Source organism: Streptomyces sp. NPDC059696, assembly GCF_042733745.1.
Classification (GTDB): domain Bacteria; phylum Actinomycetota; class Actinomycetes; order Streptomycetales; family Streptomycetaceae; genus Streptomyces.
The window spans coordinates 1-1009 of the sequence record NZ_JBHWFG010000158.1 but is presented as its reverse complement, the minus strand read 5'-3'; the positions used below and the strand labels follow the sequence as shown (position 1 = coordinate 1009).

The following is a 1009-nucleotide window of genomic DNA, read 5'->3' as shown; positions in this document are numbered from 1 at the left end:
TTGGGGAACCCCGTGGTTCCGGAGGTGTACTGGAGGTTGATGGGATCGTGCGGGTCCAGCTCTGCCATCCGCTCATGCAGTGCGGAAGGCCCGACGGCGTCAGCCCGGGTCAGCAGTTCGGCGTACGTTCGTGGCTGGTTTCCGGAATGCCGTAGCGCAGGCCAAGGAGCGGATCACCCGGGAGGAACACCACTTCCTTGAGCTCCGGGCATGAACGCGCGGCATCGCGGGCCATGCCGACGTAGTCGCTGTTCTTGTCTGTTGGAGCAGCTACCAGCATCCGCATGCCGTTCTGCTTCACTACGAATTCGAGCTCGTGGCTTCGGTAGGCCGGGTTCACGTTGACCAGAACAGCACCGACCTTGGCGGTGGCATATTGAAGGATGGTCCACTCGGCGCAGTTGGGACTCCAGATGCCAATCCGGTCGCCCTTCGCGACGTCCAAGGCGAGGAGCGCGCGGGCAAGGCGATCGACGTCGTCGTTCAGCTTTTGGTAACTCCAGCGGCGGGCTTCCCCACCCGGCGACGCTGCCGCCTCGATCAAGGCATCCCGCAACGGGAACTGCGCCGCTACCCGTTCAAAGTTGGCGCCAATGGTCTCTTCGAGCAGCGGGACGTCAGTGTCTCCGGCGGTGTAGGACAACATGACGGAACGCTACCAAGCCGGCCGTCGCAACAGAACCGTAAACAGCTCAAAGGTGACCGTGTCCTCCCGGTAGTGTTGAAGCCATGAGTGCACCCATCGACCTGCAGGCAACGTTCATCCCCAACGACGGCGAATTTTTCCGCGTGAAGCTCGCCCTTGAGATCGCGATCGATGAGGTGGTCAACGAGCCCGGCTGCATCCGTTACGAACTGACCGAAGCCACCGAGGAGAAGCTCGTCCTGACCGAGCGTTGGGAGTCCGAGGAACTGCTGGAGAAGCATTCCAAGGGCATCGCCGTCCAGGACCTGAACGAATCCCTGAGCGCCTTGCTGGCCGAGCCGGTCCAGCTGGAACGCCTCTGAT

Annotated in this window: 2 protein-coding genes; one reads left to right on the top strand and one right to left on the bottom strand. The window is 62.2% G+C overall.

All coding sequences use genetic code 11. The annotated features are described in order from the left end of the window. Window positions 1-109: 109 nt before the first annotated feature. Window positions 110-646, bottom strand: coding sequence for an AMP-binding protein (locus ACFV20_RS37330; RefSeq protein ID WP_385665680.1), 537 nt, complete (start codon window positions 644-646; stop codon window positions 110-112). Window positions 647-729: 83 nt separating this feature from the next. Here ACFV20_RS37330 and ACFV20_RS37325 point away from each other — a divergent pair, with 83 nt between their 5' ends. Continuing rightward, window positions 730-1008: a putative quinol monooxygenase gene (locus ACFV20_RS37325; protein ID WP_385665677.1), complete on the top strand. Its 279-nt coding sequence runs from the start codon at window positions 730-732 to the stop codon at window positions 1006-1008. The last annotated feature ends 1 nt before the right edge of the window (window position 1009 follow it).